Annotated in this window: 14 protein-coding genes; 8 read left to right on the forward strand and 6 right to left on the reverse strand. The window is 69.4% G+C overall.

Going from position 1 to position 16,880, the window contains the following annotated elements:
• Positions 1–7 precede the first annotated feature (7 nt).
• Together AC1RN5_RS00635 and AC1RN5_RS00640 are read left to right on the forward strand one after the other, a co-directional pair.
• Positions 8–862 carry a hypothetical protein gene (locus AC1RN5_RS00635; RefSeq protein WP_493039363.1) on the forward strand — a complete coding sequence of 285 codons (855 nt, stop codon included), beginning with the start codon at positions 8–10 and terminating at the stop codon, positions 860–862.
• 211 nt (positions 863–1,073) lie between these two features.
• Positions 1,074–1,964, forward strand: coding sequence for a patatin-like phospholipase family protein (locus AC1RN5_RS00640; protein WP_493039364.1), 891 nt, complete (start codon positions 1,074–1,076; stop codon positions 1,962–1,964).
• Between the two features lie 134 nt (positions 1,965–2,098).
• Here the strand turns inward: AC1RN5_RS00640 and AC1RN5_RS00645 are convergent, their stop codons facing one another.
• Both AC1RN5_RS00645 and AC1RN5_RS00650 read right to left on the reverse strand, forming a co-directional pair.
• Positions 2,099–3,262 (reverse strand): DegT/DnrJ/EryC1/StrS family aminotransferase, encoded by a 1,164-nt coding sequence (locus AC1RN5_RS00645; RefSeq protein ID WP_493041461.1) that lies wholly within the window; start codon positions 3,260–3,262, stop codon positions 2,099–2,101.
• A gap of 128 nt (positions 3,263–3,390) precedes the next feature.
• Entirely contained in the window at positions 3,391–4,977 is a 1,587-nt protein-coding gene (locus AC1RN5_RS00650) for an AMP-binding protein (RefSeq protein WP_493039365.1), read from the reverse strand.
• A 333-nt stretch (positions 4,978–5,310) separates the two neighbouring features.
• Here AC1RN5_RS00650 and AC1RN5_RS00655 point away from each other — a divergent pair, with 333 nt between their 5' ends.
• Complete coding sequence (locus AC1RN5_RS00655) at positions 5,311–6,807, forward strand: ATPase domain-containing protein (RefSeq protein WP_493039366.1); 1,497 nt, start codon at positions 5,311–5,313, stop codon at positions 6,805–6,807.
• On the forward strand, positions 6,807–8,480 hold the full coding sequence (locus tag AC1RN5_RS00660; RefSeq protein ID WP_493039367.1) for a response regulator: 1,674 nt from the start codon (positions 6,807–6,809) through the stop codon (positions 8,478–8,480). The genes AC1RN5_RS00655 and AC1RN5_RS00660 overlap by 1 nt, the downstream gene beginning before the upstream one ends.
• Positions 8,481–8,589: 109 nt before the next feature.
• Here the strand turns inward: AC1RN5_RS00660 and AC1RN5_RS00665 are convergent, their stop codons facing one another.
• Complete coding sequence (locus AC1RN5_RS00665) at positions 8,590–8,994, reverse strand: DUF2177 family protein (RefSeq protein WP_493039368.1); 405 nt, start codon at positions 8,992–8,994, stop codon at positions 8,590–8,592.
• 11 nt (positions 8,995–9,005) lie between these two features.
• Positions 9,006–10,031, reverse strand: coding sequence for an SAM-dependent methyltransferase (locus AC1RN5_RS00670; RefSeq protein ID WP_493039369.1), 1,026 nt, complete (start codon positions 10,029–10,031; stop codon positions 9,006–9,008).
• A 134-nt stretch (positions 10,032–10,165) separates the two neighbouring features.
• Here AC1RN5_RS00670 and AC1RN5_RS00675 point away from each other — a divergent pair, with 134 nt between their 5' ends.
• The 4 genes from AC1RN5_RS00675 (at position 10,166) to AC1RN5_RS00690 (ending at position 16,301) form a co-directional block, all read left to right on the forward strand.
• On the forward strand, positions 10,166–11,509 hold the full coding sequence (locus AC1RN5_RS00675; protein ID WP_493039370.1) for an NAD(P)/FAD-dependent oxidoreductase: 1,344 nt from the start codon (positions 10,166–10,168) through the stop codon (positions 11,507–11,509).
• A gap of 2 nt (positions 11,510–11,511) precedes the next feature.
• Positions 11,512–12,291 carry a DUF1365 domain-containing protein gene (locus tag AC1RN5_RS00680; protein WP_493039371.1) on the forward strand — a complete coding sequence of 260 codons (780 nt, stop codon included), beginning with the start codon at positions 11,512–11,514 and terminating at the stop codon, positions 12,289–12,291.
• 351 nt (positions 12,292–12,642) lie between these two features.
• Complete coding sequence (locus AC1RN5_RS00685) at positions 12,643–14,442, forward strand: ABC transporter ATP-binding protein (RefSeq protein WP_493039372.1); 1,800 nt, start codon at positions 12,643–12,645, stop codon at positions 14,440–14,442.
• Positions 14,439–16,301, forward strand: coding sequence for an ABC transporter ATP-binding protein (locus AC1RN5_RS00690; RefSeq protein WP_493039373.1), 1,863 nt, complete (start codon positions 14,439–14,441; stop codon positions 16,299–16,301). The genes AC1RN5_RS00685 and AC1RN5_RS00690 overlap by 4 nt, the downstream gene beginning before the upstream one ends.
• Here AC1RN5_RS00690 and AC1RN5_RS00695 read toward each other — a convergent pair.
• Positions 16,298–16,591, reverse strand: coding sequence for a type II toxin-antitoxin system RelE/ParE family toxin (locus AC1RN5_RS00695; RefSeq protein ID WP_493039374.1), 294 nt, complete (start codon positions 16,589–16,591; stop codon positions 16,298–16,300). The two genes, AC1RN5_RS00690 and AC1RN5_RS00695, sit on opposite strands and share 4 nt — an antisense overlap.
• Positions 16,581–16,865 carry a type II toxin-antitoxin system ParD family antitoxin gene (locus AC1RN5_RS00700; RefSeq protein ID WP_493039375.1) on the reverse strand — a complete coding sequence of 95 codons (285 nt, stop codon included), beginning with the start codon at positions 16,863–16,865 and terminating at the stop codon, positions 16,581–16,583. The genes AC1RN5_RS00695 and AC1RN5_RS00700 overlap by 11 nt, the downstream gene beginning before the upstream one ends.
• Between the last annotated feature and the right edge of the window lie 15 nt (positions 16,866–16,880).

The following is a 16,880-nucleotide window of genomic DNA, read 5'->3' on the forward strand; positions in this document are numbered from 1 at the left end:
GGGTTCGATGACCGCTTTGAAGCTTCTCGCCCCGGCGCTGGCGGGCCTGCTGGCCGCCGGCCCGGCGCTCGCCCAGACCTACCGGCCCCAGGCGCCGGCGGTGACCTATCGCGAGGGCATGCCCGAGGTGAACGCCCCGCCGCCGAGCGTCAATCCGGACGCCGGCAACTACAGCGCCTCGAGCGCCTTCGCCCGCTGGTACGCCGGCGCCGGGCGGCCCTCGATGCTGCTGTTCTGGAACCGCCAGCTCATCGAGGACGCCACCAGCCAGTACGACAGTGTCCAGACCACGAGCTCGGCCGCGGTGGCGATGGGGGCGGGCGCGGCGGTCAGGGGACGGGGCTGGGCCGCCGGCGCCTCCAGCGGCATGGCGGCCTCCGCCAGCGAGAGCCGCCAGTACCAGGAGCGCATGACGGACTCGAGCTACGGCTTCCGCAGCAACAACTTCTCGCGCGGCGTCGAGAGCTCGATCCTCAACACCTTCTTGTCGGCCGGCGCCCGGATCGTCGACCGCGAGGCGGTGATCCGCAAGGTCTCGGCCAAGCAGAGCCGCGAGGACCGGCTGGACATCCAGTACCTGGAGACCTTGGCCCTGGGTCAGGGCATCCAGTACCTGATCGAGGTCCTGCCCGACGATGACCTCGCCTCGCCCACCGGGGTCACCTTCACAGTGAAGGTCACCCACCTGCCGACCTCCACGGTGCGCGCCCAGTTCACCACCTCCGGCGATCCGCCCCGGGGAGCCGCCAAGTGGGTGGCCACCAATGGCGCGGGCTTCGAAAAGCGCGCCGCCGCGAGCCGTCAGACCCCCCAGCTGATCGGCGCCCAGGTGGCCTACGACACCATGACCAAGCTTCGCTAGGGCGCCGCTCCGGCGCACGGAAAGGGCCTGGGGATGGCCCGTCGTCTTCCCCTTCTTGGGAGGGCGGAACGGCTGGGCTTGGGGGAGTTACCGGCCGGATCTCCAGACAGGCGCGGCCACCCCCCGGCGGCCGCGCCTGTCGCTTGCATGGACAAGGCCAGCCGCCTGGCCGATCCTGGCCGCAACAAGACACAGCCGGGAAGAGACGATCATGACGACGCGGGCCTTGGTGCTGGGCGGGGGCGGGCCGGTGGGCATCGCCTGGGAATCGGGCCTGATCGCGGGCCTCGCCCAGGGCGGGGTGGACCTGGGGAAGGCCGACTTCATCCTGGGCACCTCGGCGGGCTCCTTCGTCGGCGCCCGACTGGCCCTGGGGGCGGACGCCGCCACCCTGGCCGACCCCATCCTGGCCGAGCCGCCGCCGGCCCCGCGTCCGCCCGGCGAGGCCCGCGCGCCGGGCGCCGACCTTTCCGTCCTGGTGAAGATGATGGCCGAGGCGCAGGGCGGGGTCCGCGATCCCCAGGAGGTCCGCGCCGAGATCGGCGCCTTTGCACTGGCGGCCAAGACCTCCGACGAGGCGACCTTCCTTCAGAGCTTCGGGCGGTCCTTCGCGAGCCTGCCGCAGGACGCCTGGCCCGAGCGCGGCTTCGCCTGCACGGCGGTGGACGCCCTGACCGGCGAATTCAAGATGTGGACCAAGGCGTCGGGCGTCGGGGTCACCCGGGCGGTGGCCTCCTCCTGCAGCGTGCCCGGCGTCTATCCGCCGGTAACCCTCGAGGGCCGCCGCTATATCGACGGCGGCATGCGTTCGACCATCAACGCCGACCAGGCCGTGGGCCATGACCTGGTGGTGGTGATCCAGGTGCGCGGCGGCGCCAACGCCGGCGCGGCGGCCGAGGCGACCGCCGCCCGGGTGGAGGCCGAGCTCGACGTCCTGCGGGACGCCGGCGCCAAGGTGGTGCTGATCGGTCCCGACGCGGGCAGCCAGGCGGCCATGGGCCTCAACCTGATGGACTTCCGAAAGCGCGCCGACGCGGCGCGGGCGGGGCTGGCCCAGGGCCTGGCCCAAGCGGCGGAGTTGACGGCGGCCTGGGTGGGGTAAACCCCCAACCGCTCGTCCCGGCGAAGGCCGGGATCCAGGTGAAGCCCACGAGAGACGGCGCGAACCCTAGGTCCGACCGCGGGTCGACCCCAAGCTCGGCGGATGCATCTGGGTCCCGGCCTTCGCCGGGATTGCTACCCGTTCCGCTTCACGAAGGCCCGGATGGCGGCGATCACCTGATCCTGGTCGTCGGGGGTCAGGTAGGGGTGCATGGGCAGGCTCATGACCTTCTCCGCCGCGGCGTCCGTCACCGGCAGGCCGCCGGGGGCCGGGTAGCGGGAATAGACCTCCTGGCGGTGGATCGGGATCGGATAGTAGACGGCGCTGGGGATCTCAGCGGCCTTCAGGTGGGCCACGAGGCCGTCCCGGTCCTCGGTCTCGATAGTGTACTGGGCCCAGACGCTGACCCCGCCCTCGATCACCGTCGGGACCCGCACCACGTCGTTCAGGCCCGCCGCATAGCGGTCGGCCACCACGTTCCGGGCGCGGATCTCGTCCTCGAAGATGGTCAGCTTCTGCAGCAGCACCGCGGCCTGGATGGTGTCCATGCGGCTGTTCATGCCGATGCGCATGTTCAGGTACTTCGGGTCGTGGTCGAAGGTCTTGCCGGCGATGTCGGACTTCACCGCCTGGCCGTGGACCCGCAGGGAGACCAGCAGGTCGTGCAGCCGCTCGTCCTTGCACAGCACCGCCCCGCCGTCGCCGTAGCAGCCCAGCGGCTTGGCCGGGAAGAAGCTGGTGGTGGTGACGTCGGCCCAGTGGATCGGGTGCTGGCCGTTCAGGGTGCAGCCGAAACCCTGCGCGGAGTCGGCGATCAGCTTCAGGCCGTGCTTCTTCGCGACCGCCGAGATGGCCGGATAGTCGGCGGGCTGGCCGAACAGGTCGACGGCGATGACGGCGCGGGGCGTCAGCCTGCCCTCCGCCTTAACCGACTCGATGGCGGCGTCCAGCTTCACCGGATCGAGATTGTAGGTGCCGGGCAGCACGTCGACGAACACCGGCGAGGCGCCCACCAGGGGCATGACCTCTGCGGTGGCCGCGAAGGTGAAGGAGGGGCAGAAGACCGCGTCGCCGGGGCCGATCTCCCAGGCCATCAGCGGCAGCTGGATCGCCTCGGTGCCCGAGCCGCAGGAGAGCACGAAGGGCGCCTGGCCGAAGTCCGACAGGGCCTTCTCGAACTGGGCGATCTCCGGGCCCATGATGTAGGCGCCCGAGCGCACCACCTTCAGGATGGCGTCCTCCAGCGGCTGGCCGAGGCGCGCCCGCTGGGCCTGGAGGTCGATGAACGGAATGGGCATGGCGTTGAAGTCCCGGGTCACGAAGCGGCGCGCTTCATGACACGGGGAGTCTAGCCAAGCCAAACACGCTTGTTTTCGAAAAATTGCGGCGAAGCCCCCTCTCCCGCGTGCGGGAGAGGGGGAGACCCCTAGATCTGCCGGGCGCGGCCTTCCCAATAGGGGGCGCGGACCTTGTTGCGCTGGATCTTGCCGGCTTCCGAGCGCGGCAGCTCGGTGACGAAGTCCAGGCCGCGCGGCACCTTGTAGGCCGCGAGCGTCTGGCGGCCGAAGTCCAGGATCTCCTGGGCCAGCTTGTCGGAGGGTTCGTAGCCGGGCTTGAGCAGGATCACGGCGCGGACCTGTTCGCCCCACTCGTCGTGCGGGATACCGACGGTGGCGCTGTCGGCCACGGCCGGGTGCTTGATCAGTTCGTTGTCGATCTCCTGCGGATAGATGTTCACCCCGCCCGAGATGATGGTCTCGGCGTTGCGCCCGGTGAGGAACAGGTAGTCGTCCTCGTCGAAATAACCGACGTCGCCCATGGTGAAGAAGCCGTCGCGCCGGTTGGCGTTGGTCTTGGCCTCGTCCTTGTAATAGGTGAAGCCGCCGCCGGGCGGGAGCTGGTGGTAGATGCCGCCGGGCACGCCGGGGGGCAGCTCGTTGCCCTCCTCGTCGAGGATGCGGACCTGCAGCATCTGCGGACGCTTGCCGACGCTGCCGGGCTTCTTCAGCCACTCCTCGGAGGTGATGGCGAAGCCCGCCCCGCCCTCGGAGCCGGCGTAGTATTCGCTCAGCACCGGGCCGAACCACTCGATCATGGCGTGCTTGACCTCCGGCGGGCAGGGGGCCGCGCCGTGCACGATGTATTGCACGTGGTCGATGGGGTAGTTGGCCTTCACCTCCGGCGGCAGGGACAGCAGCCGCTGGAACATGATGGGCACCAGGTGGAAGTGGGTGACCTTCTTTTCCGAGATGGTCTTCAGGACGTGCTCGGAATCCCACTTGTCGATGAAGTGCAGCGGCACCCCGGCGTTCATCGAGGCGTTGATGTCGAAGGCCAGGGGGGCGGCGTGATAGGCCGGGCCGGCGCACATCTGCACCGAGGTCTCCGGATCATAGCCGCGCAGGGCCAGCATGCTGGGCGGAATCACCGGCGGGTTGGCGCGGTGCACGCCCTTGGGCCGGCCGGTGGTGCCGGAGGTGTACATCATCTGGCTGCCGCGCACGGGATCGGGGATGTCCGAACCGTCCTCGGGCGCCAGGGTCGCGTCGTAATTCAGGAAGCCCTCGATATCGCCGCCCACCGACAGCTTGATCAGCAGGTCGGGACATTCGGCGGCGGCCGGCGCGGCGGCGGCCACGCGGGCCTCGGCCACCAGGGCCTTGGCCTCGCAATCCTTGATGATGTAGGCGATCTCGTCGACCGTCAGGTGCCAGTTCACCGGGGTGATGCGCAGGCCGCTGCGCTGGGTGGCCGCCAGGGTTTCGATGAATTCGGCGCGGTTGGAGCAGAGCAGGGCCAGGCTGTCGCCGGCCTTCAGCCCCGCCTTGCGCAGGGCGCGCACCAGCTTGTTGGCGTTGGCGTTGACCTCGGCGAAGGTCTTGGTGCGCCCGGAGGGGTCCACCACCGCGGTGCGGTCCGGCGCCTGATCGGCCCAGAAGGCCACGGTCATGCCGTGGTTGGCCGATTCATCCAGAGCCGCGGTAAAGTCTTCTCGCGTCTTAAATTCCTGCATTCAAATTCCTCCCGTCGCCCGGTGGCCGGCTGCGGCGTTCACGCGGTGCAATCAATTTTCTATGGTCCGGGGCGGCGTTTTGTCGGCGATCGCGGGCGCAATATGCCTGCGACGGTGACCGTTTCCGCTCCGGAACCCCACAATGACAGGGCTTGCCGCGCCCGACAACGCTCCCTGAAATCCGGACGCTGACCGGATCGGGAACCCGGCCGGCGCGCCAGCGTTCGCGCCAGGTTGGGGAGCGGAAAACCAGTTCATCCGTTGAGTGTTGCTGACGGTCCCGCGCGGCGAAGCTTGCCGAGCCCGTCCCCTGGAAACAACGCGAGTAGGCGCTTGACTGTTCAGACGAAGATCGAAGGCCGGCTGGCCAGTACGGGCGTCGAGGGACTCGACGACATCCTGCGCGGCGGCCTGGCCCGCAACCGCGTCTACCTGATGGAGGGCACGCCGGGGGCCGGCAAGACCACGGCGGCCCTGCAGTTCCTGATGGCCGGCGCCGAGGCCGGGGAGCGGGGGCTCTACATCACCCTGTCTGAAACCCGCGACGAGCTGCTCAGCACCGCGGAGTCCCACGGCTGGACCCTCTCGGACCTGATCACCATCTTCGAGCTGATCCCGCCGGAGAACCTGCTGGACGAGCAGCAGCAGCAGAGCCTGCTCTATTCCTCCGACCTCGAGCTGGGGGAGACCACCAAGCTGATCTTCCAGGCCATCGAGGAGAGCAAGCCCTCGCGGGTGGTGATCGACAGCCTGTCGGAGATCCGCCTGCTGGCCGGCGGCTCCCTGCGCTATCGCCGGCAGATCCTGGCCCTGAAGCACTATTTCGCGCGCCACGGCGCCACCGTCCTGATGCTGGACGACATGACCACCGACACCAATGACAAGACCGTCCACAGCGTCGCCCACGCGGTGATCCGGCTGGAGGAGCTGGCGCCCGTCTATGGCGCCGAGCGCCGGCGGCTGCGGGTGGTGAAGTACCGTGGCCAGGCCTTCCGGGGCGGCTACCACGACTTCATGATCCGCCACGGCGGCCTGGCGGTCTTCCCGCGCCTGGTGGCCTCCGAGCACCGGGTGGCGTTTCACCGGGAGAGCCTGGCCAGCGGGATCGAGGGCCTCGACACCCTGCTGGGGGGCGGGGTGGCCCGCGGCTCCAGCACCCTGGTCCTCGGCCCCGCGGGCACCGGCAAGTCGCTGCTGGTGCTGCAGTTCGTGGTGGCCGCCATCGCCCGCGGCGAGAAGGCCGCCATGTTCGTCTTCGACGAGGAGCTGGGGCTGCTCTTCGCCCGCGCCAAGGGCCTGGGGATCGACCTGGAGGCCCTGCGCGAGTCCGGCTCGCTGCTGATCGAACAGATCGACGCCGCCGAGCTGGCGCCGGGCGAATTCACCCACAAGGTCCGCAGCTGCGTGGAGACCCTGGACCTGCAGACCATCGTCGTCGACAGCCTCAACGGCTACCAGGCCGCCATGCCCGAGGAACAGTTCCTGGTGCTGCACATGCACGAGTTGCTGACCTTCCTGAACCGCCGCGGCGCCACCACCTTCCTCACCGTCGCCCAGCACGGCCTGGTGGGGGACATGAAGGCGCCGGTGGACGTCACCTACCTGGCCGACACCGTGATCCTGCTGCGCTACTTCGAGGCCTCGGGCCGGGTGCGTCGGGCCATGTCGGTGATCAAGAAGCGCACCGGGGCCCACGAGGACGCCATCCGGGAGTACCAGATCGACGGCCGCGGCCTGACCGTCGGATCGCCCCTGGAGGGCTTCCAGGGCGTGCTGCGCGGGGTGCCGGTCTATGTGGGGCAGGCTGGTTCCCTGCTGGAAGACCGCTAGTGCCCACCTCCGTCTCGCGCTCCGAGACCGCCCTGATCCTGACCCCGGTGGGGCGGGACTCGCAGATCGCCGCCAACCTGCTGTCCGAGGCCGGCGTCGACAGCCGCATCTGCGCCGGCATCGAGGACATGTGCCGCGAGCTGGCCAAGGGCGCCGGCTTCGCCCTGGTGGCCGACGAGGCCCTGCACACCGCCGATGTCGGCCCCCTGGCCGCCTGGGTGTCCGACCAGCCGCCCTGGTCGGACTTCCCCTTCATCCTGCTCACCGAGCGGGGCGGCGGACTGGAGCGCAATCCCCTGGCCACCCGGCTCACCGGGGCCCTGGGCAATGTGGTCTTCCTGGAGCGGCCCTTCCATCCCACCAGCCTGGTGAGCGTGGCCCGCACCGCCCTGCGCGCACGCCGCCGTCAGTACGAGGCCCGGCAGCGTATCGAGGAGATCCGCGAGGCCGAGAGCCAGCTCGAGCGCCGGGTGGACGAGCGCACCGGCGAGCTGGCCGCCGCCAACCGCCAGCTGGTGGCCCAGATCGAGGAGCGTGAGCGGGTGGAGGCGGCCCTGCGCCAGGCCCAGCGCCTGGAGGCCGTCGGCCAGCTCACCTCCGGTGTCGCCCACGACTTCAACAACCTGCTGACCGTGGTGCTGGGCAATGTCCGCCAACTGGCCAAGGACGTCACCGATCCCATGGTCCGCCGCCGCCTGGACATGATGGAGCAGGCCGCCCAGCGGGGCGCCAAGCTCACCGCCCAGCTACTGGCCTTCTCGCGACGCCAGAAGCTTGAGCCGCAGCTGGTGGACCTCAACCAGACGGTCTCCAGCATGCGCGACCTGCTGCAGAGCACCATGGGCGCCCACGCCCGCATCGAGACCGAGCTGGACCCCGACCTCTGGCGGGCGATGATCGACCCGACCCAGATCGAGCTGGTGATCCTCAACCTGGCCATCAACGCCCGCGACGCCATGGCGGTCGGCGGCGTGCTCACCGTGGGCACCGCCAACGCCAGCCTCGGCGCCCCCCGCCGTCCGGAGGAGCCGCCGCCGGGCGACTTCGTGATGGTCAGCGTCTCCGACACCGGCTCGGGCATGACGCCGGAGGTGTTCGCCAAGGCCTTCGAGCCCTTCTTCACCACCAAGGCCGTCGGCAAGGGCTCGGGTCTGGGCCTGTCCCAGGTGTTTGGCCTGGCCAAGCAGTCCGGCGGCGGGGTGCGCATCGACACCCGCCCTGGCGAAGGGACCTCGGTGAAGGTCTATCTGCCCCGCTCCCAGGCCGCCCCCGGGCCGCTGACGGCCAAGCAGGCCCGGCCCGCCCGCGTCGACGGGCGCCCGGTGGTGCTGCTGGTGGACGACGATAGCGCGGTGCGCGAGATCACCGCCGGCATGCTGGACGAGCTCGGCTACGCCGTGGTGGAGGCCGGCAGCGGCGGCGCCGCGCTGGAAACCCTGCAGGGCCGGCCCGACGTCGACCTGATGCTGCTGGACTTCGCCATGCCCGGCATGAACGGCGCCGAGGTGGCCCGGGAGGCCCGCAGCCGCCGGCCGCAGCTGCCGATCATCTTCGTCACCGGCTACGCCGACCTCGACGCCCTGGCCCACGCCGGCGAGGCCGGGGTGATCACCAAGCCCTTCGAGGACCACGAGCTGGCCGGCAAGCTGCGGGCGGTGCTCGAGGGCGCCTAGGGCGCGCCAGGGCTAGGTGGACGCCGGCTAACCCGCCTGGCGCGCTCTACGTCTTGGAATTAGAGCCTTTTTGAACGGGTCAGATGTTTCCATCTGACCCTAAAAGGCTCTAGCCGAACTTCGCCCGCGCCCAGCGCAGGACGAAGTAGCCGGCGGTGGCGGCCAGGCCGGTGACGAAGGTGCCCCAGGCGACATCGGCCACGGTGATCTTGGTGGCCCAGACCTTCAGGGTCGCCTGGTTGGTCAGGTCATAGGTGGCGTAGGCGAGCGCGCCCACCATGGCGCCGTTGGTCATGGCCTTGGTCCAGGAGGTGGCCGGCGAGACCGCCAGCGCCATGATCCCCAGGATGTAGACCAGGTAGAAGACCGCGGCGGCCTTGAGGTTGACCTCGTCGGCCAGGACCGGGTCGAGGGTGGGGCGGTACAGCCGCGCGTTGCTGAAGGTCAGCCAGACGGCGTCGACGGCGGCGAAGACCAGGCCGGTCCCCAGATAGGCGATGATGTATTTCAGCATGTCGGGTCCCCTCAGGCCGGTCGCAGGCGATAGTGGCTGACACCCCACTCGGCGCCACCCCGGTGGCCGAACAGGCCCGCCGTGGCCAGGAAGAACAGCCGCCAGCGCCGCCGCCACAGCACCGCCTCGTCGCCATAGACCGCCCGCAGCACCGGACCGATCACCGCGGCGTTGCGATCGTAGTTCGCCAGCCAATGATTGGCGGTCTTCTCGTAATGGGTCCCGCTCCAGCGCCAGTCGGCCTCGACCGTGAACAGGTCGGGGAATTCGCGCATCAGGTCATGGCTGGGCATCACCCCGCCGGTGAAGAAGTGCTGGCCGATCCAGTCGGCCTCGTCGTTCACGTCGAAGCGGTACGGCGTGCTCTTGTGGGTGAAGACGTGGATGAACATCGCCCCGTCGGGCTTCAGCCAGCCCTTGGCCTTGGCGAGCAGGCCGCGCCAGTTGGCCATGTGCTCGAACATCTCCACCGAGACGATGCGGTCGAAGGCGCGGGCCTCGGCCTGGAAGTCGTTCATGTCGGCGGTGATCACCGTCAGGTTGGTGAGCCCCTGGGCGGCGGCCCGGCCGCGGATGAAGTCCCCCTGGCTCTTGGAGTTGGACACGCTGGTGATCCGGGCGCCCGGCAGGTTGCGCGCCATCCATAGGGACAGCGAGCCCCAGCCGCAGCCTAGCTCCAGGATCTGCTGGCCGTCCTTGAGGTCGGCGTGGGCGGCGGTCTGCGCCAGGGCCTGTTCCTCCGCCGCCTCAAGGGTGGCCGCCCCGTCATAGAGGCAGCAGGAGTATTTCAGCTGCGGACCCAGCACCGCCTCGAAGAAGGCGGCGGGCAGCTCGTAGTGCTGGCCATTGGCCTCGGCCGTGTGCTCGGCGATGGGGCGCTGGGCCATCTCCAGGGCGAACCGGGCCTGGGCGTCGGCCGGCGCGCCGGCCAGCTGCCTGCGCGCATTGGCCACGAGCAGGTCCACCGCGGCGCGGCGCACAAGGTCGGGAAGGGGCGCGCCCTCGAAGGCCTGGATGGTGTTGGCGACAAGCCTCATGGCGACGGACCTCTGCTGGTTCGGAGAAGGAAGCCTCCAGGACCATTACGGATGCAGCTTGGCGGCGGATGCGGCGTTTGCATCCGGGGCGGACAGCTTTGCGTACCTCCACCAGCTTCGCTCCAGGAGGTCCCGTGACGCTCGACACCCCCCACAAGCCGCTCCGCATCGCCGTCGTCGGCGGCGGCATCGCCGGACTCTCCGCCGCCTGGCTGCTGGGGGAGCGCCACCAGGTCACGGTGTTCGAGGCCGACGGCCGCCTCGGGGGCCACGCCAACACCGTCGAGGCCATGGGCCCGAAGGGTCCGGTCCCGGTCGACACCGGCTTCATCGTCTACAACGCGCCCAACTATCCCAACTTCACCGCCCTGTTGGCCCACCTGGGGGTGGAGAGCCAGGCCGCCGACATGGCGCTCAGCGTCTCCCTGGACGACGGGGCCTTCGAATATTCCAGCGGCGCGATCTTCGCCCAGAAGCGCAACCTGTTCAGCGCCCGGTTCTGGGGCATGCTGCGCGACGTCGCCCGCTTCTACCGCCAGGGCCCCAAGGACCTCGCCGCCCTGGAGGCGCCGCTCACCTCGCTCGACGACTATCTGGTGGAGAAGGGCTACTGCCAGGCCTTCCGCGACGACCACCTGATCCCCCAGGCCGCGGCCATCTGGTCCACGCCGCTGGCGGCCATCCGCGACTATCCGGCCGCGTCCCTGATCCGTTTCTTCCAGAACCACGGCATGATGACGATCTTCGGCCGCGGCGCCTGGCGCACCGTCACCGGCGGCAGCCGCAGCTATGTGGCCCGCCTCACCGAGGCCTTCGCCGGCCAGGTCCGCACCGGGGTGCGCGTGGTCTCCATCCGTCGCGACGCGCACGGGGTGGAGCTGCGGGATTCCACCGGCCATGCCGAGCGGTTCGACCAGGTGGTGATCGCCACCCATGGCGACCACGCCCTGCGCCTGCTGGAGGACGCCACGCCGCAGGAGCAGCGGCTGCTAGGGGCCTTCAAGTACAGTCGCAACCTGGCGGTCCTTCACACCGACGCCAGCCTGATGCCCCGGCGCCGCGGCGCCTGGACCAGCTGGAACCACATCGGCCGGCGCGCCGCCCCCGGCGAGGGCTGCGTCACCTATTGGATGACCCGGTTGCAGAGCCTGAAGAACGCGCCGGACCTGTTCGTCACCCTCAACCCCACCAAGGCCATCGCGCCCGAGGCCGTGATCCACACCGACGTCTATGAACACCCGCTGTTCGACGCCGGCGCCATCGCCGCCCAACGGGAGATCTGGTCCCTGCAGGGCGCGCGGCGGACCTGGTTCTGCGGCTCCTATTTCGGCCACGGATTCCACGAGGACGCCCTGCAATCGGGCCTGGCGGTAGCCGAGGCCCTTGGCGGGGCGCGCCGGCCCTGGACGGTGGAGGGCGAGTCCGGCCGCATCCACCTCGACGCCGCGCCGCTGGATCTCGCCGAGCAGGCCGCCTGACCGTGTTCGCCTCGGGCCTCTATCCCGGGATCGTCACCCACACGCGGCGACGGCCGCGGGCGCACCGGCTGCGCTATCGGATCTTCATGCTGTTGCTGGACCTGGACGAGCTGCCGGCCCTCGACCGGGCCCTGAAGCTGTTCGGGCAGGACCGACTGCGCCTCACCAGCTTTTCGCCGGCCGACCACCTGGACGGCGCTGCCGTCTCGCTGAAGAGCCAGGTGGAGGGCGAGCTTCAGGCGGCCGGCCTGCCCACGGGCGGACCGGTCCGCCTGCTCTGCATGCCGCGTATCCTGGGCGGGGTGTTCAATCCGCTGAGCGTCTATTTCTGCCACGGCCCGGACGGGACGCTGTCGGCCATGCTCTACGAGGTGCGCAACACCTTCGGCGAACGCCACAGCTACCTGATCCCCGCCCGGGGGCCGAGCGTGATCGAACAGGCCGCCGACAAGGTCTTCTATGTCTCGCCCTTCATGGACATGGACCTGGCCTACGCCTTCCGCATCCAGCCCCCCGGCGAGCGGGTCGCCGTCACCGTCGACGTCCACGACGCCGAGGGCCTGCTGCTGGCCGCCACCTTCGCCGGCGACCGGGTGGAGCTCAGCGACGCGGCGATCTGGCGGGCCTGGCTCGGCCACCCCCTGATGACGCTGGGCGTCATGTCGGCCATCCACTGGGAGGCGCTGAAGATTTGGCTGAAGGGCGAGAAATTGCGGTCCCGGCCCCCGGCGCCGGGCCATCCGGTGACCGTGGTCCCGGCGTCCCGGGTCAGCGCGGCCTGAGTCCCTAAAGCGTGTCATCCCGGTTTCCGCGGCACGCGGAAGACCGGGATCCAGACGCGCGGGTTTCTCAGGACAGATCGGTGAGTATGGGTCCCGCACTTCCGCGGCTTCGCCGCTCCATGCGGGATGACACGGGGAGGGGTTGGCGGGGTTCCCGGCGTCTCAGAAACATCAGCGCAATGATCCCCGCCTATTCGACCCTGGCGTGAAAACAGCCCTGGCGCGCCCGGAACCGGCGCCTCAGAATGTTTTCATACAAGACGATGGAAATTTGAGATGAGTGATTCACACCCCTCCCGGCGGGGTGCGGCCTCGGCTGACTCCGAGCCAATCCAAGTCGATGTGAAGACCATGCCCCGCGTATTGCAGCGGATCGTGGTGCTGGCGTTCAACTACCCCGGGCTGGTGGCGCTCGCCATGCTGTGCTCCCTGGGCGCGGCCCTGGCCAGCCTCGCCCTGCCGCGCCTGCTGGGCCGCGCCGTGGACCAGGCCCATGGCCTGCTGCTGCTGGGCGCCTCCCATGCCGCGCAGACCCAGCGCGCCCTGCTGCTGACCGCGGTCCTGGTGATCGGCGCCACCATCGTGCGCGGCGCCATGACCATGTGGTCGGGCTATCTCGGCGAGCTGGTGAGCCAGAAGGTCGGCCACGACCTGAGGCTGCAGTTCTTCCAGCAGCTCCAGCGCCTGTCCTTCGGCTTCCACGACAAGATCCACTCCGGGGACCTCATCACCCGGGGCATGCTCGACCTGGAGGGCGCGCGGGTGTTCATCCAGGGCGGGCTGATGCCGCTCCTGACCCTCTTCCTGCTGCTGGGCTTCGCCGCCTGGCAGATGCTGGCCACCGACCTGACCCTGGGCCTGATCGGCCTGGCCTTCGTGCCCTTCTCCGCCGCGGCGCTCGGGCGGATGGGCTTCCTGCTGCGGGTCACCTGGCTGCGGTTCCAGGAGCTGATGGCCCAGCTGACGCTCACCATGGAGGAGAACCTCCAGGGCATCCGCGTGGTCCGCGCCTTCGCCGGCAAGGCCTTCGAGATGGCCAAGTTCGACCGCGCCTCGGTGGACGCCCTGGCCTATTCCTACAATCGCATCACCCTGCGCTTCCGGGCGGTGGCGGTGATGCAGGTGACCTTCAACGCCTCCATGGCCGGGGTCCTCTGGTACGGCGGCCACAAGGTGGCGGCCGGCACGATGAGCGTGGGCACGCTCACGGCCTATCTCACCTACATGACCCTGCTGCAGGGGCCGATCCGGCAGATCGCCATGATCTTCAACGCCGCGGCCCGGGCCACCTCCTCGGGCGCCCGCCTGTTCGAGGTGCTGGACCTCGAACCCGAGATCGCCGACGCACCGGACGCCAGGCCCCTGGCGCCCACCAAGGGCGTGCTGCGGTTCGAAAGCGTCGACTTCGGCTATGTCCCCGGCAAGCAGGTGCTCACCGGCGTCGACTTCGAGGTCGGGCCCGGCCAGACCCTGGGCATCGTCGGCCCGCCCGGCTCGGGCAAATCCACCATCGCCAACCTGATCCCCCGTTTCTACGACGTGAACGGCGGCGCCATCACCATCGACGGGGTCGACATCCGCGACGTGACCCTGGCCTCCCTGCGGGAATATGTCGGCCTGGTGCAGCAGGAGGCCTTCCTGTTCGACAGCTCCATCGGCCACAACGTGGCCTATGCCGATCCGTGGGCGGAGGAAGACCGCATCGTCGGCGCCGCCAAGACCGCCCAGATCCACGAGCACATCATCGGCCTGCCCGCCGACTACGAGACGCGGGTGGGCGAGCGGGGCGTGGCCCTGTCCGGCGGCCAGCGCCAGCGGATGAGCATCGCCCGCGGGGTGGTGCCGGGGCCGGGGATCATGATCTTCGACGACTCCACCGCCGCCATCGACGCGGTGACCGAGCGTCGCGTGCGCGACGCCCTGGCCGAAGCCACCCGCACCAAGGCCACCATCATCATCGCCCACCGACTGTCGTCCCTGATGCACGCCGACCAGATCATCGTCCTGGACGACGGGGTGGTGGTGGAGCGGGGGAACCACGCCCAGCTGCTGAAGGCCGGCGGGGTCTATGCCGACCTCTATGAGCTGCAGTCGCGCTCCGACGCGGCGGCCACCCTGGACGACGCCCCGTTGGAAGAGGTGCAAGCGTGACCGAGACCACCGCCGGCGCCGCGCCCCGCAAGACCCCCCGCGCCTCCCTCGGAACCTCCGAGGGCGACGACATCTTTGGCACCTTCGACGTCAATATCGCCCGCCGCTTCCTGGCCTTCCTGGCGCCGCACAAGCGCTCCCTGATCCTGGCCCAGGTCGCGGTGCTGGCCTCGGCCGCCACCCAGGTGGCGGTGCCGGCCATGATCGGCCAGGCCATCAACGCCGCCGTCGCCCACGACGGGGCGCGGCTGGACAGGACCCTGGTGATCTTCGCCCTGGTGGCCTGCGCCTACGCCGCCTGCTTCTTCACCGGCGAGTGGCTGTCCTCGCGCCTGGCCCAGCGGGTGATCTTCGACATCCGCCGCAAGATGTTCGCCCACTTCCAGGACGTCTCCCTGTCCTTCATGGACAAGACCCATGTGGGACGGATCATGGCCCGGCTGCAGGGGGACGTGAACGCCCTGCAGGAGTTCCTGGAGAACATGAACGGGGCCCTGGGCGACTTCGTCATGCTGGTGGGCATCACCGTGGTGCTGCTCACCACGGACCTCAAGCTCGGCCTGCTGACCCTGACCGTGCTGCCGGCCCTGATCGCCATCCGCGCGGTCTGGCTGCCCTTCTCCAAGAAGAGCTTCCGGGTGGCCCGGGACGCCTCCTCGACCGCCAACTCGGCCCTGGCCGAGAACATCAACGGCATCCGCACCGTCCAGGAGAGCCGCCGCGAGGCGCTGAACTTCGAGCTCTTCAAGGAAAAGGCCCAGGAGAACTTCACCGCCCAGGTCCACGCCTCCTGGATGACCCAGATCATGGTCCCGACGGTGGACGTGCTCACCGGCCTGGCCATGGCCATCGTCATCATCGTCGGCGGCAATGCGGTCCTCGGCGGCACGCTGAACGTGGGCGTGATGGTGACCTTCATCCTCTATGTGCAGCGGTTCTTCGAGCCGGTCCGCATGCTGTCGATGCAGTACACCATCATGCAGCGGGCCATGGCCGCCGGGCACCGGATCTTCGAGGTGATCGACGTCCCCGTCACCATCGCCGACAAGCCCGACGCCATCGAGCTGAAGGACGTTCCGGCCACGGTCGAGTTCCGGAACGTGACCTTCGGCTACGACCCCAAGCGCCCCATCCTGCACGACATCAGCCTGATGGTGCGCCCCAAGGAAGTCGTGGCCCTGGTGGGGCCCACCGGCTCGGGCAAGACCAGCATCATCGCGCTCACCCACCGCTTCTACGAGGTCGACCAGGGCCAGGTCCTGGTGGGCGGTCACGACGTGCGCGAGGTGACCCTGGATTCGCTGGGGGCCAATATCGGCATGGTGCTGCAGGAGCCCTTCCTGTTCACCGGCACCATCGAGCAGAACATCCGCTACAATACGCTCACCGCCACCAAGGACGACGTGATCGCCGCGGCCAAGGCGGTCAGCGCCCACGACTTCATCATGCGCCTGCCCGATGGCTACGACACCCAGCTTGGCCAGCGGGGCCGCAACATCTCCATGGGCCAGCGGCAGCTGATCAGCTTCGCCCGCGCCCTGGTGGCCAACCCGCAGATCCTGATCCTCGACGAGGCCACGGCCAATATCGACTCCTTCACCGAACAGGCGATCCAGAAGGCGCTGAAGGTGCTGTTCGCCGGCCGCACCTGCATGGTCATCGCCCACCGGCTGGCCACCATCCGCGACGCCGACCGCATCGTGGTGCTGCAGCAGGGCCGCATCTTGGAACAGGGGAGCCACGACCAGCTGATGAAGACCGGCGGCCTCTACTCGCACCTGTACACCTCGGCCCACGCCTCCTTCGACGACCAGGTGGTGGCGGTCACCGGCGACGCGGAATTCGCGACCCGGACCTAGTCCTCGCCGAGTTCGCGGCCGGCATAGAGGACCCGGTCGATCGTCACGACGCCCTCGCCAAGGTGGAAGGCGAGGGTGACGCGGCCCTCGAAGCCCACCGTTCTCAGGCCCGGACGGATTTCGTCTCGCCGGGTTCCGCGTTCAGGGAAGTCGGCGAAGGCCCGGCAGTAGGTCTCGATACGCTCGACATAGGCCATCGCCCGCTGCGGACTGGCCTGCTCGGCGATATAGTCATAGAGGCCGATGATGTCGGCCCGCGCTTCCGGCGAGAAGACGACCCTAGCGCGCACGCTTGGCGGTCTGATCGGCGTGCCGGGCACGGATCTCTGAGAAGACGTCCTCGGCAAGAATGCCGCGCGCCGGATCTTCCATCATCGCGTCATAGACCGGCGCCACCTCGTCCCGCAGCCATCGCTCCACCGCGGCATCCCGCTCCTGCAACGCCCGGAGGCCAGCGCGCACCACCTCGCTGGCCGAGGCGTAGCTGCCGGAATCCACCAGGGCGTCGATGTAGCGAGCCTGCTCGGTCGGCAGGCTGAAGGTGCGTTTGGCGGCGGCGGACATGGCGACGAATCCCGT

The sequence above is a fragment of the Phenylobacterium sp. GW821-FHT12F10 genome (genome assembly GCF_058806695.1).

Bases quoted from the DNA above. Each gene is read 5' to 3' on its own strand.
- AC1RN5_RS00635 (WP_493039363.1), top strand. From the start codon at position 8: ATGACCGCTTTGAAGCTTCTCGCCCCGGCGCTGGCGGGCCTGCTGGCC.
- AC1RN5_RS00640 (WP_493039364.1), top strand. From the start codon at position 1,074: ATGACGACGCGGGCCTTGGTGCTGGGCGGGGGCGGGCCGGTGGGCATC.
- AC1RN5_RS00645 (WP_493041461.1), bottom strand. From the start codon at position 3,262: ATGCCCATTCCGTTCATCGACCTCCAGGCCCAGCGGGCGCGCCTCGGC.
- AC1RN5_RS00650 (WP_493039365.1), bottom strand. From the start codon at position 4,977: ATGCAGGAATTTAAGACGCGAGAAGACTTTACCGCGGCTCTGGATGAA.
- AC1RN5_RS00665 (WP_493039368.1), bottom strand. From the start codon at position 8,994: ATGCTGAAATACATCATCGCCTATCTGGGGACCGGCCTGGTCTTCGCC.
- AC1RN5_RS00670 (WP_493039369.1), bottom strand. From the start codon at position 10,031: ATGAGGCTTGTCGCCAACACCATCCAGGCCTTCGAGGGCGCGCCCCTT.
- AC1RN5_RS00685 (WP_493039372.1), top strand. From the start codon at position 12,643: ATGCCCCGCGTATTGCAGCGGATCGTGGTGCTGGCGTTCAACTACCCC.
- AC1RN5_RS00700 (WP_493039375.1), bottom strand. From the start codon at position 16,865: ATGTCCGCCGCCGCCAAACGCACCTTCAGCCTGCCGACCGAGCAGGCT.